At 72.5% G+C, this 20993-nt stretch carries 23 protein-coding genes and 1 pseudogene; 11 read left to right on the top strand and 13 right to left on the bottom strand.

Annotation, left to right across the window (positions count from 1 at the left end; all coding sequences use genetic code 11):
• Positions 1–60: 60 nt before the first annotated feature.
• Together hypA and R4Z62_RS00010 are read right to left on the bottom strand one after the other, a co-directional pair.
• Positions 61–450 carry a hydrogenase maturation nickel metallochaperone HypA gene (gene hypA / locus R4Z62_RS00005; RefSeq protein ID WP_491518737.1) on the bottom strand — a complete coding sequence of 130 codons (390 nt, stop codon included), beginning with the start codon at positions 448–450 and terminating at the stop codon, positions 61–63.
• A 143-nt stretch (positions 451–593) separates the two neighbouring features.
• Positions 594–1133, bottom strand: coding sequence for a hydrogenase maturation protease (locus R4Z62_RS00010; RefSeq protein WP_491518738.1), 540 nt, complete (start codon positions 1131–1133; stop codon positions 594–596).
• Between the two features lie 327 nt (positions 1134–1460).
• On the opposite strand from R4Z62_RS00010, the gene R4Z62_RS00015 reads away from it, so the two are divergent.
• The 7 genes from R4Z62_RS00015 to R4Z62_RS00045 all read left to right on the top strand — a co-directional run bounded on the left by R4Z62_RS00015 (position 1461) and on the right by R4Z62_RS00045 (position 7843).
• A complete protein-coding gene (locus R4Z62_RS00015) occupies positions 1461–3041 on the top strand; it encodes a hypothetical protein (protein WP_491518739.1) in 1581 nt (526 codons plus the stop codon).
• Between the two features lie 201 nt (positions 3042–3242).
• The gene (locus R4Z62_RS00020; protein ID WP_491518740.1) at positions 3243–4331 is read left to right on the top strand and encodes an NADH-quinone oxidoreductase subunit B family protein; all 1089 of its coding nucleotides are present in this window, start codon (positions 3243–3245) and stop codon (positions 4329–4331) included.
• 55 nt (positions 4332–4386) lie between these two features.
• Entirely contained in the window at positions 4387–6186 is a 1800-nt protein-coding gene (locus R4Z62_RS00025) for a nickel-dependent hydrogenase large subunit (RefSeq protein ID WP_064530797.1), read from the top strand.
• On the top strand, positions 6179–6766 hold the full coding sequence (locus R4Z62_RS00030; RefSeq protein WP_491518741.1) for a NifU family protein: 588 nt from the start codon (positions 6179–6181) through the stop codon (positions 6764–6766). Before R4Z62_RS00025 ends, R4Z62_RS00030 begins: the two co-directional genes overlap by 8 nt.
• Complete coding sequence (locus R4Z62_RS00035; RefSeq protein WP_382849611.1) at positions 6763–7353, top strand: DUF5947 family protein; 591 nt, start codon at positions 6763–6765, stop codon at positions 7351–7353. Before R4Z62_RS00030 ends, R4Z62_RS00035 begins: the two co-directional genes overlap by 4 nt.
• 66 nt (positions 7354–7419) lie before the next feature.
• Positions 7420–7626 (top strand): hypothetical protein, encoded by a 207-nt coding sequence (locus R4Z62_RS00040; RefSeq protein ID WP_064530800.1) that lies wholly within the window; start codon positions 7420–7422, stop codon positions 7624–7626.
• Between the two features lie 67 nt (positions 7627–7693).
• Positions 7694–7843 (top strand): hypothetical protein, encoded by a 150-nt coding sequence (locus tag R4Z62_RS00045; protein ID WP_173860787.1) that lies wholly within the window; start codon positions 7694–7696, stop codon positions 7841–7843.
• Positions 7844–8023: 180 nt separating this feature from the next.
• Here R4Z62_RS00045 and R4Z62_RS00050 read toward each other — a convergent pair.
• A pseudogene (locus R4Z62_RS00050) lies at positions 8024–8926 on the bottom strand (SulP family inorganic anion transporter); the annotation flags it as partial.
• Between the two features lie 75 nt (positions 8927–9001).
• On the opposite strand from R4Z62_RS00050, the gene R4Z62_RS00055 reads away from it, so the two are divergent.
• Positions 9002–9310 (top strand): hypothetical protein, encoded by a 309-nt coding sequence (locus R4Z62_RS00055; RefSeq protein ID WP_491518742.1) that lies wholly within the window; start codon positions 9002–9004, stop codon positions 9308–9310.
• 107 nt (positions 9311–9417) lie between these two features.
• On the opposite strand, the gene R4Z62_RS00060 is transcribed toward R4Z62_RS00055, so the two are convergent.
• The gene (locus tag R4Z62_RS00060; protein ID WP_491518743.1) at positions 9418–9858 is read right to left on the bottom strand and encodes a MarR family winged helix-turn-helix transcriptional regulator; all 441 of its coding nucleotides are present in this window, start codon (positions 9856–9858) and stop codon (positions 9418–9420) included.
• Between the two features lie 90 nt (positions 9859–9948).
• On the opposite strand from R4Z62_RS00060, the gene R4Z62_RS00065 reads away from it, so the two are divergent.
• On the top strand, positions 9949–10590 hold the full coding sequence (locus R4Z62_RS00065; protein ID WP_064537148.1) for an MBL fold metallo-hydrolase: 642 nt from the start codon (positions 9949–9951) through the stop codon (positions 10588–10590).
• Positions 10591–10718: 128 nt separating this feature from the next.
• Here R4Z62_RS00065 and R4Z62_RS00070 read toward each other — a convergent pair whose 3' ends face one another.
• The gene (locus R4Z62_RS00070; protein ID WP_064530803.1) at positions 10719–11318 is read right to left on the bottom strand and encodes a sigma-70 family RNA polymerase sigma factor; all 600 of its coding nucleotides are present in this window, start codon (positions 11316–11318) and stop codon (positions 10719–10721) included.
• 172 nt (positions 11319–11490) lie between these two features.
• Complete coding sequence (locus R4Z62_RS00075) at positions 11491–12267, bottom strand: hypothetical protein (RefSeq protein ID WP_064530804.1); 777 nt, start codon at positions 12265–12267, stop codon at positions 11491–11493.
• 267 nt (positions 12268–12534) lie between these two features.
• Here R4Z62_RS00075 and R4Z62_RS00080 point away from each other — a divergent pair, with 267 nt between their 5' ends.
• Positions 12535–12750, top strand: coding sequence for a heavy-metal-associated domain-containing protein (locus R4Z62_RS00080; RefSeq protein WP_064530805.1), 216 nt, complete (start codon positions 12535–12537; stop codon positions 12748–12750).
• 28 nt (positions 12751–12778) lie between these two features.
• Here R4Z62_RS00080 and R4Z62_RS00085 read toward each other — a convergent pair whose 3' ends face one another.
• From R4Z62_RS00085 to R4Z62_RS00115, 7 genes are all read right to left on the bottom strand, one after another.
• The gene (locus R4Z62_RS00085) at positions 12779–13573 is read right to left on the bottom strand and encodes an ABC transporter ATP-binding protein (protein WP_491518744.1); all 795 of its coding nucleotides are present in this window, start codon (positions 13571–13573) and stop codon (positions 12779–12781) included.
• 7 nt (positions 13574–13580) lie between these two features.
• Positions 13581–14546 (bottom strand): FecCD family ABC transporter permease, encoded by a 966-nt coding sequence (locus tag R4Z62_RS00090; RefSeq protein WP_491521813.1) that lies wholly within the window; start codon positions 14544–14546, stop codon positions 13581–13583.
• 65 nt (positions 14547–14611) lie between these two features.
• Entirely contained in the window at positions 14612–15676 is a 1065-nt protein-coding gene (locus R4Z62_RS00095) for an ABC transporter substrate-binding protein (RefSeq protein WP_491518745.1), read from the bottom strand.
• 157 nt (positions 15677–15833) lie between these two features.
• On the bottom strand, positions 15834–16364 hold the full coding sequence (locus R4Z62_RS00100) for a copper chaperone PCu(A)C (RefSeq protein WP_064530808.1): 531 nt from the start codon (positions 16362–16364) through the stop codon (positions 15834–15836).
• On the bottom strand, positions 16361–18649 hold the full coding sequence (locus R4Z62_RS00105) for a heavy metal translocating P-type ATPase (RefSeq protein ID WP_491518746.1): 2289 nt from the start codon (positions 18647–18649) through the stop codon (positions 16361–16363). The genes R4Z62_RS00100 and R4Z62_RS00105 overlap by 4 nt, the downstream gene beginning before the upstream one ends.
• On the bottom strand, positions 18649–18903 hold the full coding sequence (locus R4Z62_RS00110) for a hypothetical protein (protein ID WP_491518747.1): 255 nt from the start codon (positions 18901–18903) through the stop codon (positions 18649–18651). The genes R4Z62_RS00105 and R4Z62_RS00110 overlap by 1 nt, the downstream gene beginning before the upstream one ends.
• A gap of 167 nt (positions 18904–19070) precedes the next feature.
• Positions 19071–20009, bottom strand: a complete 939-nt coding sequence (locus R4Z62_RS00115) for a GlxA family transcriptional regulator (RefSeq protein WP_491518748.1) — start codon at positions 20007–20009, stop codon at positions 19071–19073.
• 198 nt (positions 20010–20207) lie between these two features.
• Here R4Z62_RS00115 and R4Z62_RS00120 point away from each other — a divergent pair, with 198 nt between their 5' ends.
• Entirely contained in the window at positions 20208–20957 is a 750-nt protein-coding gene (locus R4Z62_RS00120) for a DJ-1/PfpI family protein (RefSeq protein WP_491518749.1), read from the top strand.
• The last annotated feature ends 36 nt before the right edge of the window (positions 20958–20993 follow it).

The raw sequence follows: 20993 nt of genomic DNA on the forward strand, positions 1-20993 counted from the left end.
CTGCTCGCTCGTCGTTCTTGACGAGGACGGCCTGCTGGAGATCGGCGACTTGGCACATGGTCAGCTCTCCTCGTGGGGCGATGCGGTTACCGGGGGGTCGGTGCGGGCGGTCCATCGGACTTCGGCGATCTGCAGTTCCCGTCCGGACACCAGGTCGGCCGCGGAGCCCCGGCACCTCGGGCACCACAGGGACGGGGGCACGCCGGTGGCCCACTCGGTGTCGCAGCTCGCGCACCGCGCCCGCCCCGGCACCTGCTCGATGCACAGCCGGGCGCCCTCCAGCACCGTGCCGGCGGCGGCGAGCCCGAAGCTGAAGCGCAGTGCCTCCGGCACCACGCCCGCGAATTCCCCGAGCCTCAGCGACACGGACGAGGCGGCATCGTGTCCGTGTTCCGCCGCGGCTTCCTGGACCTGCTCCACCACGGCCATCGCGATCGACAACTCGTGCATGCGGATTCCCGGGGTGTGTGGGGCGGCCGGTGCCGGGCCGGCCTGCGTGCCGTGAGGAGGAGGACCTGCGGAATCGTCCGGTGCGAGCGTCGGTGCCGGACCGTCAGGACAGGAACGTTACGACCCGTACGGCGGCTCGGTGCTCATGTGACACGCCGCGCCGCCGATCGCTCCGGTCTGTCGCCGGTCCGCTCCGCCGGGCTTTCCAGCAGCAGGGCCAGCAGTTCGTCGACGGCCAGGAGCGCGGGTCCGACGGCGGCGGCGACCGGTGCGGACAGTCCCATGTGCTCGTCCAGCGAGGCCGGTTCGCAGCCCACGAGGAGGATCCGGCCCACCGGGCGGCGGACGCCGTTGGCGGTGGCGAGCTCGCCGAGGAGGGCCAGTACCGAGCCGGGGTCCATGCCGTGTCCGTCGAGGCCGCTCCCCCGGGCCGGGGCGTCCGGGTCGTGCTCGATCCGGTAGACCGTGCCCGGCGGGCCGTCGCCGTGCATGGTGTCGATCAGCAGCAGGCCGTCGTAGCCGTCGAGGAGCCGGTAGGCCAGGTGCATACCGCGGATGCCGATGTCGACGAGTTCGACGCCCTCCGGCAGTGCGCCCCGGATCCGCAGCCGCCGCGCCACCTCGACGCCGAAGCCGTCGTCGCCGAGGAAGACGTTCCCGATGCCTGCCACGAGTACCCGCACGTCTTGGCCACCTCCTGAGGACGACGACGCTCACGGCGGCCAGGATCCTCCGGGGCGGGGGTGCCGGCGCCTCCCACCACCTGGTTGCGCGCGGTCTTCACCCGTCTGCGCCGGGAAGAGTCGCGGGCGCCCGTGATCCGCGGTCCTGCGGCGTACGGCACGGGCCCTGTCCGGCAGCCGATCGCGGCACGCCGCGGCTCGCCCCCCGCCGCTCGCGCCGGTCGTTCCCCTGAACGGCTCAACGCGAAGACGCCGGAGGGGCGGGAACGCGTGAGCGGGGTGACCGTGGTGGAAGGAATGGCGCACGCACGGTGACGAGGAGGCGGGATGGCGAAGGTTCCGGTCGAGGACGGTTGCGCGCGCACCGCCGCGACGACCGGCCCGGCTCTGCCGCCGGACCGGGCAGGACGCGACCTGGAACTGCTCGGCGCCGTCGCCGACGCCGTCCTCTATGAGGGGTACCTGCTCTACCCGTACCGCCGGTCCTCGCCCAAGAACCGGGTGCGGTGGCAGTTCGGCGTCCTCTTCCCCCGGGACTGGGTGGAGCGGGACGGCCCGGTCGTTCCCGGCATCTCCGGGTCCGCCGACTCCTGGTACCAGCAGACGGAGTGTCTGCTGCGCGTCGAGCGGCCCGGCGCGGTGGTGCGGGTGCGGGTGCGCTACCTCCAGTGGCAGCACAAGCAGGCCGAGGAGGTCGTCCGGGGAGAGCGCTGCCGTCCGGTCGCGTCGATCCGCGCGGACGACGGCACGACGCATCTCACCTTCGACGAGGCGGTGCCGTGCGAACACGACATCGTCGTCCCGCTCGACGACCTCCTGGGGCGCGAGAACGTCTTCCCGGTGGGAGCGGCGGACGGCGAGGACGTCGAGTCGCTGCCCGGGGGCGCCGGACGGGTGGTGCGGCGGCGCGCAGCCGTCCAGGCGTCCACCGGTGTCCGGGCCGAGCGGGTCGCCGACGGTGTCTGCCGGCTCCGGATCCGTACCGAGAACACGGGCCCCGCTCCGGTCACGGGCGCGCCGCGCGGCGAGGCGCTGCGCACCGCGCTGATCGCCGCGCACACGCTCGTCGGCGGGGACGGTGTGCGGTTCGTCTCGCTGATCGACCCGCCGGAGGAACTGCGGCTCCACGCCCGCGAGTGCCGCAACGCGTTCACCTTCCCCGTGCTAGGCGGCGAGCCTCCCACGGCCGGTCGTCCTTCCCCGGATGTCGCGGGCACCGGAGCCGGAGACGGGTCCACCGCGGGCGCCGTGCTGTCGGCGCCGATCATCCTCTCCGATCACCCGCAGGTGGCGCCGGAGAGTCCGGGTGACCTCCACGACGCCGCGGAGATCGACGAGATCCTGACGCTGCGCACCCTGCTGCTGACCGACGAGGAGAAGCGCGAGGCGCGCGCCACCGACCCGCGTGCCGCCCGGATCCTCGACCGGGTCGAGACCATGCCGCCGGAGATCCTGACCCGGCTGCACGGCGCCATCCGCTCACTGGATCCGGCCCCGGCTCCGTCCGCGCCCGTGACCCGGCCGGTGACCCCGGCCGGCCCGGCCGGTGCCCTCGCCGGCCGGCCGGTGTGGTGGCAGGAGGGTGCCGACGACGGGCTGTCGCCGACCACCGACACGGTTCTCGTCGACGGCACGCCCGTGCGGGGTGGCAGCCGGGTGCGGCTGCGCCCGCGCGGCCGGGGCGCCGACGCCCAGGACATGTTCCTGGTCGGCCGTACCGCCGAGGTCGCGGCGGTCCTCCACGACGTGGACGGCAGCGTGCATCTCGCCGTCACGCTGGACGACGACCCGGCGGCGGAACTGAACAGCTGGTACGGCCGCTACCACCACTTCCGGCCCGACGAGGTCGAGCCGCTCGGACCACTGGCCGACGGGCCGGGGAAAGGACGGCCCGATGGCTGCCCCTGAGACGCTGAAGCGCGATCACCGGACGGCGTGGCGGCTTCGGCAGGCCGAGCACCCGGGACGGGACCCGCGGCAGGCCGAGCAGGCCGCGGCGGTCCGTCCGCACCCCGGCGTGCCGGATCCGCCGCCCGCGCCCGCCCTCGTGGCACCGGTGCCCGCGGCCTGCGACCGGCGCCACGACCGACTGGAGCGGAGGCCCGGAGCATGAGCACCGACAGCGGCACACACGACGCGGCCCCCGGACCGGGCGGCTCCGAGGAGCGTGGCGGCTTCGACGAGGTCACCGTCCTGTGGATCTCCGAGGGCATGAGCTGCGACGGCGACACCGTCTCGCTCACCGCGGCCGGCCAGCCGGCCATCGAGGACCTGGTCCAGGGCCTCGTCCCCGGCCTGCCCAAGGTGAACCTGCACAACAAGGTCCTCTCCCCCACCCTGGGCGGCGAGGAGTTCCTGGCCCCGTTCCGCGCGGCGCTGCGCGGCGAACTGGCGCCGTTCATCCTGGTCATCGAGGGCTCGATCCCGAACCAGGACATCATCCAGGGCGACGGCTACTGGACCTCCTTCGGCAACGACGAGGTGACGGGCGAGCCGCTCACCCTGAACTGGTGGCTCGACCGGCTCGCCCCGAAGGCGTGGGCGGTGGTCGCCGCCGGCACCTGCGCGACGTTCGGCGGCATCCACGCCATGGCGGGCAACCCCACCGGCTCGATGGGGCTGGCCGACTACCTGGGCTGGGAGTTCAGGTCGCAGGGCGGCCTGCCCATCGTCAACGTCCCCGGCTGCCCCATCCAGCCGGAGAACTTCATGGAGACCCTCGTCTGGGTCCTCTACCACGCGGCGGGCACCGCGCCGCCGCCCCCACTGGACCACATGCTGCGCCCCCAGTGGCTGTTCGGCAAGACCGTGCACGAGGGCTGCGACCGCGCCGCCTACTACGAGCAGGCCGACTTCGCCAAGGACTACAACTCCCCCAAGTGCCAGGTGAAGGTGGGCTGCTGGGGACCGGTCGTCAACTGCAACGTGCCCAAGCGCGGCTGGATGTCGGGCATCGGCGGCTGTCCGAACGTGGGCGGCATCTGCATCGGCTGCACCATGCCCGGGTTCCCGGACACCTTCATGCCGTTCATGGACGAGCCCGCGGGCGGCAGCCTGTCGTCCCTCCTCATCAAGCCGTACGGCGCCTTCATCCGGCGGATGCGCGGCATCACCAACGCCGCCGTCAACCGCGAGCCCAAGTGGCGCCGCAACGAGCCGGCCCTGACCTCCGGCTACGACCCGTACTGGCGCGCGTGAGACCGCGCGCCGCACCGACCGACGACCGCACCGAGCAGCGAGGGCAGGAACACACATGACCACAACCGAGGACCGGGCCGGTACCGCCGGGCGGAAACCTCCGCAGATCGTGGACATGAACTGGGACCCGATCACCCGGATCATCGGCAACCTCGGGATCTACACGAAGATCGACTTCGCCAACCGCGAGGTGGTGGAGTGCCGCAGCACCTCGTCGCTGTTCCGCGGCTACTCGGTGTTCATGAAGGGCAAGGACCCGCGCGACGCCGGTTTCATCACCTCGCGCATCTGCGGCATCTGCGGCGACAACCACACGACGTGTTCCGACTACGCCCAGCAGATGGCCTACGGCGTCAAGCCGCCGCCGCTGGCCGAGCACATCGTCAATCTCGGCGAAGCGGCCGAGTACATGTTCGACCACACCATCTTCCAGGACAACCTGGTCTTCGTGGACTTCTGCGAGGCGATGGTCAAGGCGACCAACCCCGGTGTCCTGGCGCGGGCGGAGCGCACCGAGGCACCGCGCGGCCAGTTGCACGGCTACCGGACGATCGCCGACATCATGCGGGCGTTCAACCCGTTCGAGGGCGAGGTCTACAAGGAAGCCCTGAAGATCAGCCGGGTCACCCGGGAGATGTTCTGCCTGATGGAGGGCCGGCACGTCCATCCGTCGACGCTCTATCCGGGCGGCGTCGGCACGATGCCGCAGCCCAGCACGTTCACCGACTACCTGTCCCGCCTGATGGGGGTCCTGGACTTCGTCAAGCAGGCCGTGGCGATGAACGACGACGTCTTCGACTTCTTCTACGAGGCCCTGCCCGGCTACGAGGAGGTCGGCCGCCGCCGCATCATGCTCGGCTGCTGGGGCGCCTGGCAGAACCCCGACGTCGTCGACTACCGCTACGAGACGATGAACGAGTGGGGCAAGGCGATGTACGTCACCCCCGGCATCGTCGTCGACGGCAAGCTGGTCACCAACAACCTCGTCGACATCAACCTCGGCATGCGCATCCTGCTGGGCAGCTCCTACTACGAGGACTGGGCCGGCCAGGAGCCGTTCGTCACCCACGACCCGCTCGGCAACCCCGTCGACATGCGCCACCCGTGGAACCAGACCACGGTGCCGCTGCCGCAGAAGCGGGACTTCGACTCCACCTACAGCTGGGTGATGAGCCCGCGGTGGTACGACAGCAGGAGCGGCGACCACCTGGCCCTGGACACCGGCGGCGGCCCGCTCGCCCGCCTGTGGTCGACCGCGCTGAACGGCCTGGTCGACACGCCGTACATCAAGGCCACCGGGCACAGCGTCCAGATCTCGCTGCCCCGGAGCGAGAAGCTTCCGGAGGCCACGCTGGAGTGGCGCATCCCGCAGTGGAGCAACACCATCGAGCGCAACCGCGCCCGTCCCTACTTCGTCGCCTACGCGGCCGCGATGGCGCTCCAGTTCCTGGAGGAGGCGATGGGGCTGGTGCGGACCGGGCAGACCAAGGTGTTCGAGAACTTCGAGGTGCCCGACGAGGCGATCGGCTGCGGCTTCCACGAGGCCGTGCGCGGGGTGCTCTCGCACCATCTGGTCATCAAGGACAAGAAGATCGCCAACTACCACCCGTATCCGCCGACCCCGTGGAACGCCAGCCCCCGCGACAGCTACGGCACTCCGGGGCCTTACGAGGACGCCGTCCAGGGCCAGCCGATCTTCGAGGAGAACGGTCCGGACGACTTCAAGGGCGTCGACATCATGCGCACCGTCCGCAGCTTCGACCCCTGTCTGCCCTGCGGGGTGCACATGTACCTCGGCAAGGGCAGGACGCTCACCACCCAGCACTCCCCCATGTACGGAGCCTCCCATGGCTGAGCCGGTGCGCACGCCGCCGCGGCTCGGCGACGGCGAGGTCGCGGCACGGATCGCCCGCGTCGACGAGCTGCTGGAGAAGGTCGAGAACGCGCCCGGTCCCACGGCCCGCGCGGCCCTGGACGCCGTGCGCGCGCTCACCGAGGTGTACGGCGAGGCCCTGGCCCGCGTCCTGAGCCATGCCGAACACGCTGAACACGCTGACCGCGCGCTCACAGAGCAGCTGGCCGCGGACGAGCTGCTCGGTCATCTGCTGGTGCTGCACGGCATCCACCCGGAGCCGCCCGCGCGCCGGGCCGCCCGCGCCGTGGAGCGGCTGCGGCCGGTCCTGCAGGAGCGTGGCGGTGACGTGGAGCTGGTCGACGTCGACGAGCGGGCCGCCCGGGTCCGGCTGAAGACCCCCGGCTGCGGCTCCGGCTGCGGCTCCGCGTCCACCGACGTCGAGGAGGCCGTCCGGGAGGCCGTACTCGCGGCGGCACCGGAACTGACGGCGGTCGAGCCGGTGCCGGAGGCCGGTGCGGGCGCGTTCGTCCCCATCGAAGCGCTGACGCGCCGGCCGACCCAGCGCCAGGGCGTGTCGTGACCGGCACGTTGGCCCGGCTCATCCGCTCGTCCGCCGACCGGCCCACCGGCGGCCCCGAGGAGCGCTGTGACCTGTGCAGCGAACCCGTCACCGCCGACCACCGCCATCTGTACGACACCGACCGTGAGGAAACGCTGTGCGCGTGCCAGGCGTGCTCGCTGCTCTTCGCGGAGAAGGAGGCCGGTGACGGCCACTACCGGCTGATCCGGCGGCGGCGACTGCGGCTGCCGCCGGTCGAGACCGGGCCGCTCGGGGTGCCCGTGGGGCTGGCCTTCTTCGTGCCCCGGGCGGACGGCACCGTGTCGGCGCACTACCCGAGCCCGGCAGGGGCCACCCGCTGGGAGGTGGATCCCGCGGCCTGGCGGCAGGCGGTCGCGCGGTGTACCGATCTCGCCTCCGTGGCACCCGAGGTGGAGGCGCTGCTGGTGAACACCGCCCGCGGGCTGCGCCACCACTGGATCGTGCCGGTCGACGACTGCTACCGGCTGGTCGCTCTGGTACGCCGGGAATGGCGGGGCCTGTCCGGCGGCGGCCGGGTCTGGCCCGCCGTCGAGCAGTTCTTCTCGGAGTTGACCGAACGGCCGTGACGGAGCGGCGGCCCGCACGGCCCGCGGGCACCGGAGGCCGGGAGATCCGACAGGAAGGAACATGTCATGGGCGAGATCAGGATCGGCAAGCCCGATGTGCGACCCGACACAGCCAGTCATGTCTCCGGTATCCGGCAGGGCAACGCGGGCCCGTACCGGAAGCAGCCCGGACACCACGAGGACGGCACCTCCGACGCGCGCAGGTCCACCGGGGTGCACTGGAAGCGGCACGACACGATCATGGAGGTCATGCCGGACCTCTCCCCGGGATGACCGGATGAGATGACCGGCTGACCGGACGCGGCACGGCGTCACAGACACGAGCGAGCAGGGAGAGGCGATGACGGCCAAACGGATTCTGACGGCTGAGGCGGTGCTGCTGGGCGGCGCCCTCCTGGCCCTGCTGATCTCCGAGCTGCCGGGAGTGCGGCGTGAGCTGCGCATCTTCCGCATGGTTGGCTTCCGCGGCGCGGCCCGAGGCGCCCGCTAGCGGATCAGGTGCCGGTCGGTTCGGCGGCGCCCGTGGGCCCGGGACACCGGGAGGTCCCGGTGTCCCGGGCCCACGGGCCGGTGCTCAGGCGGCCTTGACCAGCTTCACCGGCTCCGTGCCCTCGGCACTGTGGCGTGCCGCCCAGTTCTCCAGGGCCGTACGGCAGGCGTGGTCCAGGGTGCCCGCGCCCCGCGCGACGAGTTCCCGGTTGTACTGGGTGCGCGGCCCGGAGTACAGCCGGTCCACAGCCGCCGCGCCGAACAATCACTCGGCGGACGCGATCAGGGTGAAGGCCACGACCGTGCCCAGCAGCCCGGCCCCGGCCAGCTCACCGAAAGCGCTCAGCGGCGGGGGCTGGATCGAGCCGCGTAGGCCCCGCACCTCCACCGCGGCCACGGGCAGCTCCAGCGCGAACGCGGCCAGCGCGGCGAGCCCGACCGCGGTCGGCGGACCGGGTACCGCGCGCACCTTCGGCGGGGCGTGCTTCCACAGCAGCACCGCGATCGTCCCCGCTGTCACCGCGAGCGACGCCAGGGAGTCGTCGCCGCCGAGGGCGTCCCACAACGCACCGGGCAGTGCGGTGATCTTGCCGAGCCCGGATTCGGGGGCCTTCGCGGCCAGCGCCGGGTACAGCTGTCCCGCGACGATGACCACGCCGATTCCGGCCAGCTTGCCCTCCACGACGGAGACGGAGACGGCCCGGAAGCAACGGCCGAGCCGCAGCAGACCCATGGCCACCTGAAGCACTCCGCTGACCAGCGCGATCACACCGAGCACCGGCAGCCCGGACTCCTTGACCGCCTTGAGGACCAGCACGGTCATGCCAGCCGCCGGGCCTGACACCTGCAGGCTGCTGCCGCGCATCAGCCCGGTCACGATGCCGCCCGCGATGCCGGGGACCAGACCGAGTTCGGCCGGCACACCGGAGGCGACGGCCACGCCGACGCACAGCGGCAGCGCCACCAGGAAGACGACGAGGGAAGCGGCGAGGTTCTCCTTCGGGAAGGGGAGACGGGGTTTCTTCCGCCCCGGAACGGCGGCGATGACTCGCGGTTGCGCAGGGTGCAACTCCTGTTGCGGCATGTGTAGTTGCTCTCTAGATTTCATGCGTGCGGCGTCACTACCGTGCGCCGCAGGGTTATTGATCGGGAGGACTCCGTGAACGGAAAGCTCGCGACAACCACACTCGCCGCAGTCGCGGCGACCCTGCTGGCCGGGGTGGCGCTCGCCGCCCCGGCAGCGGCCGCCGGTGCCGCACCGGCTCCGGCGGCGGTGACGGCGGGGGCGGCGAACGCGTCCACCTACTACGTCTACGTCACCGGGGTCGGCAGCTCGCTGGACGGCGCCCGCGCGAACGCGGACTACAAGCTCCCGGCGGGCTGCTACTCCACGGTGGTGGGCAGCGGCACCACCGGCGACGGCAACATCTGGGTGACCGTCCTGGGCACCTGCTCCGAGGAGCAGTGACCGGAGAACAGCACACGCGCGGCGCCGGCCCGGCACTCGCGCGGCGATGAAGGACCGAGGGGCGCCGACCCAACCGGCGCCCCTCGGGGCTCTCTTCGGTCATCATCTCAGCAGAGCCGGCCGCGCTGCGGGATGATACGGGCGGTCAGGCGGTGCAGCAGGGGAACGCACTCCCGGAGTCGCCGCTGCTCGTCGGGGCTGAGCGTGTCCCGGATGGCCGTGTTGAGCCAGACGGCGCGCTGCGCGCGCTCCCCCTGGAGGCGGGCGCGGCCGGTGTCCGTGATGTGCAGCAGCAGCTTGCGGCCGTCGGTCGGGTGGGGTTCGGCGCGCACCAGGCCGTCGCCGAGGAGTGCCTTCACGGATTTGGCGGCCGCCTGGTGGGTCACACCGCGCAGCTGGGCCAGGTCGGCCGTGGTGAGCGGGCCGCCGCGGTCGAGATGACCGAGGAGGGCAGCCTCTCCGGAGGGCATGGTGTCCGCGGCTCGTACGGCGCGGACCAGCTCGCCGATCGCCTGCCGCAGGTCTTCAGCCAGCGCGTCATCGCTCATGACCCCACCTTAGCCGAAGTATGTAACCCCTCTGTGTAAGGTAGCTGTACAACTAGGTTGCACACTTGCCGAGGGGTCAGAGACATGTCCATGCAGCTCACCAAGTTCGGCCACGCCTGCGTACGCGTCGAGAAGGACGGCCGCCGCCTGGTCGTCGACCCCGGGGGGCTGACCGACCCGCGCGCGCTGGACCGCGCCGACGCCGTCCTGGTCACCCACGAACACTTCGACCACTTCTCCGAGGAGACACTCCGCTCAGCCGCTCGAAGCAACCCGGCGCTGAGAATCTGGACCAACTCCTCCGTCGCCCGGCACCTGGACGGTCTCGGCTCCCGGGTCACGGCCGTCGGCGAGGGCGAGACCTTCACCGCGGCCGGCTTCGACGTGAAGGTCCACGGGACGTGGCACGCGCCCATCCACCCCGACATCCCCCGCATCGGGAACATCGGTTTCCTCGTCGACGACGCCCTGTTCCATCCCGGTGACGCCCTGACCGTCCCGGACACCGGCGTCGACACCCTTCTGCTGCCCGTCCACGGCCCCTGGTCCACCACCGGACAGCTCATCGACTACGTACGGGCGGTGGCACCGCGGCAGACGTACGCCATCCACGACGGTGCCCTCAACGACATCGGCACCGCGATGATCGAGGGCTTCCTGGGAGACAAGGGCCCCGGCTCCGGGGCCCCGTACCGCCGTCTGGCAGCGGGTGAGTCCATCGGGCTCCGCTGACCGCCTGGGCGGCCTTCGGCGGTGATTTCCTTCACCGCGGCCCGGCTGCGGTGACCGGGGCGGGCCGACGCCTCAGCCTCGCGTCCCGAGCGGGGCGAGGTGAGGGGTCGGCCCGGTGCGGGGCGGTCTCAGGCGGTGACCAGTGCGGTCACACCGTCCGGCGCCGAGGGGACGTCCGTGAGGCGGCTCGCCAAGGAGCAACGTGCTCGTGACACACGCGAGCGCACGGTGCCGACCGGGCACCCGCCGAGCGCGGCGGCCTCCGCGTAGGACAGGCCGAGGAGCTGGGTGAGGACGAACGCCTCCCGCCGGTCCGGCGGCAGTCCGTCGACCAGCTCCATCAGCGCGACACCGTCGTCGAAGCCGGGCAGCCCCTGGGGCTGGGACCGTTCGGCGGCGCCCTGCCAGTCGGACGTGTCGGCGATACGGGGTCGTACGGCGGCCTGCCGCAGGCTGTCGACGACCACACGGCGTGCGATGGACAGCAGCCATGTGCGGGCCGACGACCGGCCCTCGAAACGGTGCAGGCTCGACAGGGCGCGCAGGAACGTGTCCTGGGTGAGGTCGTCCGCCGCTTGCGCGTCCTTGGCGAGGTAGGTCACGAATCGGCGTACGTCCCATTGGAGGGCGCGTACGAAGCGTTCGCTGGCGTCGCCGTCACCGCGCGCGGCGGCGAGGGCGATGGCGGTGACCGTGTCGTCGGCCACCGCGGGCGGGGCAGGAGTCATTGCCCGAGGTCCCTTCTCGGATCCCGCCGAGCGCGCGGCAGGCCGACGGCACAGGTGTCCGCAGGTCCAAAAGCGCGTCGCGGGAAGGCGGAGGAAAAGCCGTGCCGCTCAGGGCGCGTGCACGGGAGCGCATCCGGGCAGCGTTCGGCCGCCGGACGCGTGGCACGTACTGTCATGCGACAGTGAGCGCTCCCGGGGGACCTCGGGTGGCGAGGGTGTGGACGAGCAGCCGCGAGCGAAGGCGTCGTACGACGGCGACGGCGCGACGGGGCGGCGGGGGCACCTGGGCGGTCGGCAGTACGGCGAGGACCAGCCGCAGCGGTACGAAGGTCCGGTCGGCCACGGCCCGCAGGACGCGGAACACCGCGCGCTCCCCCTGGGCCAGCCACACGCCGCACACCAGGGCGGCCAGCGCGTGGGCGGCGACCATGCCCCATGAAGCCGTGGCCGACATGCCGCCCATGTGGTGCATGCCGGCCATGGTCGTCTGGCCGGCCATGGCCGCCATGTCGTGCGCCATCGCGCCGTGTCCGTGCGAGGGCGGCATGGGCGTGCCAGGGGCGAGTCCGGTCCGTACCGCCAAGTCGTGGGCGCGGGCCGCCACTTCGGGCGACGGGTCGCCGCACAGCATGCCGCGGGCCCACTCCCGGGCGCCCACCGAAGGGGTGCCTAGTGGTGCCGCCGGCACACTCGCGGCCGACTGGGCCAGAGTGAACACGATGTGCAGACACGTCTGTGTCGCCAGCGTCAGCGCGACCACCGTGCGCCGACGGCGCTCGCTTCCGGCGAACGCCCAACCGGCCAGAGCGGTACCGAGGAGGGCCAGGGCCAGTACAGGCCAGGGCAGTGGGGAGCCGGACATCAGTACGTGGCCCGCGGCGGCGAGCACGACGCACACGGCCGCGAACATCGCGGCGCGCGAGACGCGTGACACCCGGCTGACGGACACGGCGACATCTTGGCACCACCCGTGCGCGGCGAGCCGTACCGGGTGGGGAAAACACCCGATCGGCCATGTATCCGTCCGGAACGCCGCGCCGGACCCGCGCGGCGGGCGCACGTCGTCGGGCGTAGCCCGTCGGAGTGACGCCCGCGGCACAGGGGAACCGGGTCGCGGTCCCGGCCGACTCGTGGAGGACCGGGGCCGGCCGAGAGCCGGACCCTCACGCACACAGCCGGAGACCCACGCACGTCTCCCCGTTCCAGGAGTTGCGCCATGAAGCGAATCGACTACCGCGTCAGCGGCATGACCTGCGGGCACTGCGCCGCCGGTGTCACGGCGGAGGTGAACGCCGTCCCCGGCGTCACCGAGGTGTCCGTCGACCTCAAGAGCGACACGGTACGGGTGACCGGGACGCGCCTCGACGACGCGCTGCTGCGCTCCGCCATCGAGCGCGCCGGGTACGAGGCGGCTTCCTCGGGCGCTGTCTGATTGCGGCGTACGGTCCCCGTCCATCCGTTCAGCGCGGCGCCGGGGACACGGAAGCCAGCGGTTCGGCGGCGTAGCTGATCCTGACCACGCCGTCGGCCTCGCGGCGCGCGGACGCCGACACACCGAAGACCTCGGCGAGCACGCCCGGGGTGAGCACGTCGAGCACGGGACCGGCGGCCACGACGGCGCCCCGGTCCAGCACGACGAGGTGGTCGCAGAAGCGTGCCGCGAGGTCGAGGTCGTGCAGGACGGCGAGCGTGGTGGTGCCGGTGGAGCGGATCAGGTGCAGGAGCTCGAACCGGGCACGGATGTCGAGGTGGTTGGTCAGTTCGTCCAGCACCAGCAGACGGGGCTGCTGGGCCAGTGCCCTGGCCAGCAGCACCCGTTGGCGTTCGCCGCCGGACAGTGACGCGTGGTCGCGGTGGGCCAGGTGGCGTACGGCGCACAGGTCGATGGCGTCCTCGACAGCCCTCCGGTCCCCCGGTCCGTCACGTCCCAGCGGTCCGTGGTGGGGGGCGCGGCCCAGGGCGACGGTCTCGGTGACGGTGAGCCCGCCGGTGTGGCCCGTACCGTCCTGGAGGACGGCGGCGGTACGCAGCGCGGCGGCGCGGGGGCTCAGCTCCCAGATGTCCTCACCGCCCACCCTGACCGCACCGCCGTCGGGCCGCAGGGAGCGGTAGACGGCGCGCAGCAGCGTCGACTTGCCGCTCCCGTTGGGCCCGACCAGGCCGACGAGGTCGCCGGGGCGGGCCCGCAGTTCCACGCCGTGGAGGATCGGGTGCCGGTCGAGCGTGACGTGGAGGTGGTCGACGGTGAGACGCATCGTGTGTTCAGTCCAGACCCTTGTCGCGGCGCAGCAGCCACAGGAAGAACGGGGCGCCCAGGAGCGCGGTGAGGATGCCCAGCGGGAGTTCATCGGGTCGGTTCAGCGTGCGGGACAGCAGATCCACCAGGACCAGGTAGACCGCGCCGAGCAGGGCCGACAGCGGCAGGAGTCCGCGGTGGTCGGCGCCGACGGAGAGCCGTACCAGATGCGGGATCATGAGGCCGACGAAGCCGATGCCGCCCGCGACCGCGATCACCGAGCCGGTGAGCAGCGCGCTCACCAGCAGCAGGACCGTACGGAGCCGGTTGACGTCGGTTCCCAGGGAGGTGGCGGTCTCGTCACCGGCGAGCAGTACGTTGAGCCGGCGGCCGAACAACGTGAGCAGCACGGCGGAACCGACGACGACCGTGGCGACGGCGGGCAGTTGGTGCCACTGCGCGCCGGCCACGCTGCCGAGCATCCAGAACATGGCCGTGCGCAGCTCGGTGGGCGTCGCCCGGAGCTGGACGTAGCTGGTGGCCGACAGGAAGACGTAGCCGACCGCCACCCCGGCCAGGACGAGCCGGGTGGGGGCCATCCGGCCACGGCGCCGGCCGAGCCGGAACACGAGCGCACCCGCGACGACCGATCCGGCGAACGCCGCGGCCGGGACACCGAGGCCGTACAGGGCGGCTCCGCCGCCCAGGGTGATGACGAGGACGGCGCCGAGGGCGGCTCCGTAGGAGAAGCCGAGCACGGTGGGGTCGGCCAGCGGGTTGGCGACCACGGTCTGCAGCACCCCGCCGGACAGGGCGAGTCCGGCTCCGGCGAGGGCCGCGAGAACGACGCGCGGGGTGCGGAACGTCCAGACGATCTGGTCGGTGGCGATGTCGTCGGACGCCGGTCCGAGGCCGGTGACGTGGTGCCAGACGATCCGCCACACCTCGCCCAGCGGGACGTCGACCGCGCCGATGCTGACGGCCACCAGCATCACGGCCACCAGGGCGACCGGGAGGACGCAGAGCGCGAGGACGGCGCGGTGGCGGCCCGGCGGCGTCAGAACGCTTCGGGGTGGAGCTTCCTCGCGAGGCGTTCCACGGCCAGATCGTTGTCGGGGCTCAGATAGATCGAGTCGGACAGCGTCACGTACATGTGGTTCTTCGCGGCCGGCCACTGGGGGAACTCCTTGAACAGTTTCTCGGCGTAGGCCGCGGGGTTCGGGTCCTGGTAGGCGATGACGACGAGCGCGTCGACGGCGGTGGCCGCCACCTTCTCCTTGCTGAGGTCGGCGAACGACGTCTTCGACGCGTTCTCGAACACGTTGGTGGCGCCCGCCCTGCCGAGGATGTCGTTGTAGATCCCCTTGGCCACGACGGCGCTGAAGTCGTTGCTGCCCATCGTCATGTTCGTGAACAGCATCATGACGTTCGGCTTCTTCCTGCCCTTCACCTTCGCCGCGACGGCGTCGATGTGCCTGCGCGAGGCGGCGATGATCCTCTCCGCGCGGTCGGGCACGTGGAAGATGCGTCCCATGTCGCGCAGCAGGCGGTAGCTGTCCTCGATGGTGAGCTTCGAGTTCTCGTCGTGGCAGCCCTGGGGAGATATGTAGGAACGCGCACCGACGTTCTTCAGTTCGTCGCGGGTGGCGAATCCGTTCTTGGCGTCGAAGCCGTACGACGTCGTCGACAGGACGAGGTCGGGGCGCAGTCCGATCATCGACTCGCGGGGGATGCCGAAGGCGTCGTTCTGCCGGACGCCACCGGTCGGCAGCTTCTTGATCGCCTCGGCGCGGCCGGGTACCTCGGACATGCCGTACGACTGCTGGTTCGCGGTGATCCTGTCGCCGAGGCCGAGGGCGAGCAGCGTCGAGACCTCGGCGACGGAGGCGCCGTTCATCACGACGACCCGGCTGGGCGCCTTGTCGAAGACCTGGGTCGTGCCGCAGTTCTCGATCTTCACGGGGTATCCGGAGCCCGGGGCGGCGCCTTGCTGGGCGGCCGTTCCGTCGCCGTCTGACGTGGAGGATGCATCCGATGTCCCAGATGTGCCGCCGCACGCGGCGGCGGTAAGGCTCAGGGCCAGGGCGGCCGCTGCGGCGGCCAGTCGTCTCGGGACGGGCATGTGTGTGCTCCTTCGGCATACGGACGGCAGGGGGTGTGCGACGGCTCCCGAATCAGTGGTCGGGCCGCGCCCGGGAAGAGTTCCCGGAAGAAGGAGATCCTGCCGATCGCTCGGATTCGTGCGTTCGTGCGTTCGTGCGTTCGCGGGAGCTATTCCGTCAATCGAGCGGTCCGGGGCGTACGACCCGTGCGCGCACTCGCACCGTGCCGCTGTGCGCGAAGCGCAGTTCGAACCAGACGCGGTCGCCCACCCGCCACTTCGGGTTCGCGGGCACGGTCACGTCGCTCGACAGCGGTGACATGTCCAGCGTGCCGTGGGCGGGCACGGACAGCCGGTCGGCCCTTTCCCGGTAGGCCGCGCCGTCCGGTGTCATCCGGTGCCGGCTGAGCGCGATGCCGTCCGGCACCGACGGCGCCGTCACCTCGATGAGTTCGTCCGCCGTGCCGCCCTCGTTCGTGACGCGGAAGAACGCGGCCGTGTCCGGGGTGCCGCCGGTCGGCTGGAAGACGCGGGCCCGGGTCACGCCGAGGTCGGGAGGCGAACCGGCACAGCCGAGCGAGGTCCAGAGGGTCAGTGCGCCGAGCGCGACCAGGCACGCGGCCACGGGAGCGGCGGCGGCGAGGGCGGACGCCCCGAAGCGCCGTACCGTCGCGGCAGCCGACGCGGTCCCGCATGCGGACACGCTCACCGGTCGCTCCTCGCCCGCTGACGGGTCTGGTGCGTCCTGCGGGCGGCGGCGGGCACGGGCTGCCAGGTGCGCAGCCGCAGGCTGTTGGCGACCACCAGCACCGAGCTGACCGACATCGCCGCCGCGGCGAGCATCGGATCGAGCAGGCCGACCATGGCAAGCGGCACGGTGACCACGTTGTAGCCGAACGCCCACACCAGATTGGTGCGGATCGTGGCGAGTGTGGCGCGGGCCAGGCGGACCGCGTCGGCCAGTGCTTCGATGTCACCGCGCACCAGCGTCACGTCCGCGGCGCCGATCGCCACGTCCGTACCCGCGCCCATCGCGATCCCCAGGTCGGCGGAGGCGAGCGCCGCCGCGTCGTTCACGCCGTCGCCCACGACGGCCACCCGGTGCCCCTCGGCCCGCAGGGCGGCGACCAGCGCCGCCTTGTCCTCGGGGGAGCAGGCGGCGTGGACGGTGCCGATGGCCAGTCGCGCCGCCACCGCTCGGGCCGGGGCCTCGCGGTCGCCGGTGGCGAGGACCGGACGCACGCCCAGTCGGCGCAGCCGGTCCACGGCCCGGTAGCTGCCCGCACGGACCACGTCCCCCACCGCGATCAGCGCCACGGGCGCACCGTCGACCCGCACCTGTACGGCGGTGTGCGCGGCCTCCTCGGCGGATCGCAGGGCGTCCACGAGTACGTCGGGGAGATCAGCGGTGACGGTGCGCACCTCGACAAGACGCTCCGCCACCCGGCCGCGGACCCCGAAGCCGGGTATCGCCTCGAAGTCCCGTACGGCGGGCGGCGTCACGTCGGCCGGCACACGCGCCGCGTGCGCGGTGATCGCCCGGCCCACCGGATGCTCGGAGGCGTCCTCCACCGCAGCGGCCAGCCGCAGCACCTCGTCCCGCGCGGGTCCGTCCGGCACGGACGTGACGGCGGCGACACTCATGTGACCCGAGGTCAGCGTGCCGGTCTTGTCCAGCACCACGGTGTCGATGTGCCGCAGGCCCTCCAGCGCTCGCGGCCCGGTCACCAGCACGCCCAGTTGCGCGCCCCGGCCGGTCGCGGCCAGCAGAGCGGTGGGCGTGGCGAGCCCCAGCGCGCACGGACACGCCACCACCAGCACCGCCACGCACGCGGTGACCGCCGCCTGTACTCCCGCTCCCGCGCCCAGCCAGAAGCCCAGCGTCGTCACCGCGAGCGCGAGGACCACCGGCACGAACACTCCGGCGACGGAGTCCGCGAGGCGCTGGACACGTGCCTTCCCGGCCTGCGCGTCGGCCACCGAGCGGGCGATGCGTGCCAGTTGCGTGTCCGCGCCGACCGAGGTGGCCCGTACGAGGAGCCGCCCGCCCATGTTGACGGCGCCGCCGGTCACGCACTCCCCCGGCCCCACCTCCACCGGCTCGCTCTCGCCGGTCACCAGGGCCTGGTCGACCGCCGAGCTCCCCTCCACCACGACTCCGTCGGTCGCGACACGCTCCCCCGGACGTACCAGGAAGGTGTCGCCCACCGTCAGGTCCTCGATCGGTACACGCCGCTCGACGCGGCCTTCGCGGACCGATACGTCCTTGACGCCGAGGCGGGCCAGTGACCGCAGCGCGGCCCCGGTGCCCCGTCGCGCACGCGCCTCCAGGAGCCGTCCCGTCAGCACGAACAGCGGCACCCCGACCGCCGCCTCCAGATACAGGTGCGCGACCCCGTCGGAGCCGGACGGCACCAGGGTGAACGGCATCCGCATCCCGGCCCGGCCCGCGCCGCCGAGGAACAGCGCGTACACCGACCAGGCGAACGCGGCGCCCACCCCGAGCGAGACCAGGGAGTCCATCGTCGCCGTGCCGTACCGGGCTCCGCGCAACGCCCGCGCGTGGAAGGGCCACGCGCCCCACAGGGCGACCGGCGCGGCCAGCATGAGGCACAGCCACTGCCAGTCGCGGAACTGCAGCGACGGCACCATCGACAGGACGATCACCGGGAGCGACAGCAGGGCCACGATCGCGAGCCGCTGCCGTTCGACGCGCTCCGCGTCGGACCGCTCGTCGTCCTCCCGTCCTCTTCCGGTCTCCGGCCCGGGGAGCCGCGCCGTGTATCCGGCCTGTTCCACGGCCGCCACCAGTCGCAGCGGGCTGATGTCCGCCGGGTGGCTGATCCGGGCGCTGCCCGTCGCGAGGTTGACGCTCGCCTTGACCCCGTCGAGCCCGGCCAGCTTCTTCTCCACCCGCCGTACGCACGCGGCGCAGGTCATCCCGCCGACCGCGAGGTCGGTGACCGCCAGGGACGGCATGGTTCCGGCGCCCATCAGCCGCCGTTCCCGTGGTCCATGGTCATGCCGCCCATGTCACCGGAGCCGCCCCGGCCGCCGGAGCCGCCGCTCCCGGTCCCGTGCAGGCCCGGCGCGACCGGCCCCGCGGTGCGCCCGACGCCGTAGGCGGCACCGAACATCAGCACCAGCAGCAGAACGAAGCCGAAGAGGGCGGCCGGCGGCGCCAGGCGCCCTCCCCGGCCGTCGTCGGAAGGCGGGAAGGCGCTGTCGCCTTCGGGGACTTGGCTCACTGTGGCTCCTGATCGCACGGGCCCGGGGAAGCGCGGTGTTCCGCGGTGTCCTGTCAGTAGTCGGACGCGCGAGCGGTCCCGCTCCCGGCAGCCCACGTGAGGTGCGTCACCACGTTCCTGCGCGGGTCTCGGTGCGCCGCCCGCCGGGGCGGGCGGATGCACCCGGCTCAGCCGAACGCGCGCCGGTAGGTCTGCGGGCTGACACCGGTGGTGCGCTTGAAGCGGTCGCGGAAGGTGGTGGACGACCCGAAGCCGACCTGACCGCCGATGCGTTCGACGGAGTGCTCCGTGGTTTCGAGCAGGTGCTGCGCCTGGCGGACGCGGGCCCGGTGCAGCCATTGCAGCGGGGTGGTGCCGGTCTGGTCGCGGAAGCGCCGGATCAGGGTGCGGGTGCTGGTCCCGGCCCGCTCGGCGATGTCGGCCAGGGTGAGATCGCGGGCGAGGTTCTCGCGCAGCCAGGTGAGCAGCGCCTCCCACTCGGAGCCCTGCGGCACGGGAACGTGGTCATGGGCGATGAACTGCGCCTGCCCGCCCTCCCGTTCGAGAGGCATCACCGACAGGCGGGCGGCGTCGGCGGCGACGGCCGAGCCGTAGTCACGGCGGATCATGTGCAGACACAGGTCCATGCCCGCGGCGGCGCCGGCCGACGTGAGGAACTGGCCGTTGTCCACGTAGAGGACGTCCGGGTCGACCTCGATGTCCGGGTGGAGCTCGGCCAGCAGCCCGGCCGCACGCCAGTGGGTCGTGACGCGCAGCCCGTCGAGGAGCCCGGTGGCGGCCAGAGGGAAGGCGCCCACACAGAGGGAGGCGATCCGGGTGCCGTCGGCAGCCGCCGACCGCAGCGCGTCGTGTACGGCGGGAGAGAGCGGGGCGGTGACGTCGGCGACGCCCGGCACGATGATCGTGTCCGCGTCCCGGAGGGCCGACAGGTCCCAGAGGGCGCGCAGGGTGAAGGCCCCGGCGTCGATCTCGTCGCGCTCGCCGCACACCCGGACCCGGTAGCCGGGCCGCCCGTCGGGCAGGCGTGTCCGGGAGAAGACCTCGATCGGGGTGGACAGGTCGAACGGGATCACCTGATCCAGAGCGAGAACCGCGACGGTGTGCATGGCCGGAACCTATCTCCTCACGGCACGGGGTTCCCGAACCGGTGCCCGGGTGGGACCAGGTCACCGCACTCCGGAGGCCCTGGGAAGCGCATGGCGTTTTCCCGTCGAAGCCTGTCACTTGTGCCACTGGGCGACCGGGGCGGCGGACGGTTGACTTCTGTGGCGTCACAGCCGGAACCTTGTCGAAGGAACCCCTCCATGCACATCCAGATCGTCCTGTTCGACGGCTTCGACCCGCTCGATGTCATCGCCCCCTATGAGGTGCTGCACGCCGGCGGCACGGCATCGGACGGCGCGGTGACCGTGGAGCTGGTCTCCGCCGAGGGTGCCCGCGAGGTGATCAGTGGCACCGGGGGGCTGGCGCTGCGCGCCGTCGGCGTCCTCGACCCGGGGCGGGCGGACGTGCTCCTGGTGCCCGGGGCCTCCGGCCGCGTCGGCGGACCTGGCGAGCCGCCGGAGGAAGAGGCGGGCGTCGGCGGGTCGAAGCAGGATGAGACGGGCACTGGCGGATCAAGGCAGGACGAGGCAGGCGCCGACGTGTCGCAGCAGGACGCGTCCGTCCCGGTGCTCCTGGGCCGCACGCTGACCACCGGGCTCCCCGCGCTTCTGCGGCAGGCGATGGACGACCCGACGGTCACGGTCGCCACCGTCTGCGGTGGCTCGCTCGTCCTGGCCATGGCCGGTCTGCTGGAGGGGCGTCACGCCACCACCCACCACCTGGGCCTGGACATGCTCGACGCCACCGGCGCCCATGCGGTCCGCGCTCGTGTCGTGGACGACGGCGACCTGGTCAGCGGCGCCGGTGTCACCTCGGGGCTCGACCTCGGGCTCTATCTGCTGGAGCGCGAGGTCGGTCCTCGTATCGCTCACGCCGTCGAGGAGTTGTTCGCCCACGAGCGGCGCGGCACCGTGTGGCGCGCCCGGGGAGCGGCTCCCGCCGTTCTCTGACCACACACCCCCACCCGTTTGTGACGTACCGTCAGA

Source organism: Streptomyces sp. PL-25, from assembly GCF_058344915.1.